Annotated in this window: 1 pseudogene; it reads left to right on the top strand. The window is 58.8% G+C overall.

The features are described 5' to 3' along the window. Positions 1-308, top strand: a pseudogene (locus tag AC1D0P_RS32245) (hypothetical protein); the annotation flags it as partial. Positions 309-364 lie beyond the last annotated feature (56 nt).

The raw sequence follows: 364 nt of genomic DNA, 5'->3' as shown, positions 1-364 counted from the left end.
GTTTTGCCGGCAACGACCGCATCGCAAGCCATCGAGGCAATGACGTGATGAGGGGTGACGCAGGTGCCGACACCTTCATTTTCGCCAAGGGCGACGGCGACGACACGATCGAGGATTTCAAAGCCAGGGGCCAGAATCACGACGTCGTCAACCTCACCAATTTGAAGGGCATCGACACTTTCCAGGATGTCGTGACGCTGCTTCATGCCCACGGCAACGACACCTGGTGCGATGACGGCCTTGGCGACGTGCTGGTGCTGCAGAATGTCGACATCGACAATCTCGGCAAGTCTGATTTCGTGTTTTGATGACCGGCGCCGTGCGAACGCTGCGATCAGCGCAGAGCGGCAGGTAGGGACCTGCT

It is taken from the genome of Polaromonas sp. P1_G2, assembly GCF_056405515.1.
This window is presented reverse-complemented; position numbering and strand designations above follow the sequence as displayed.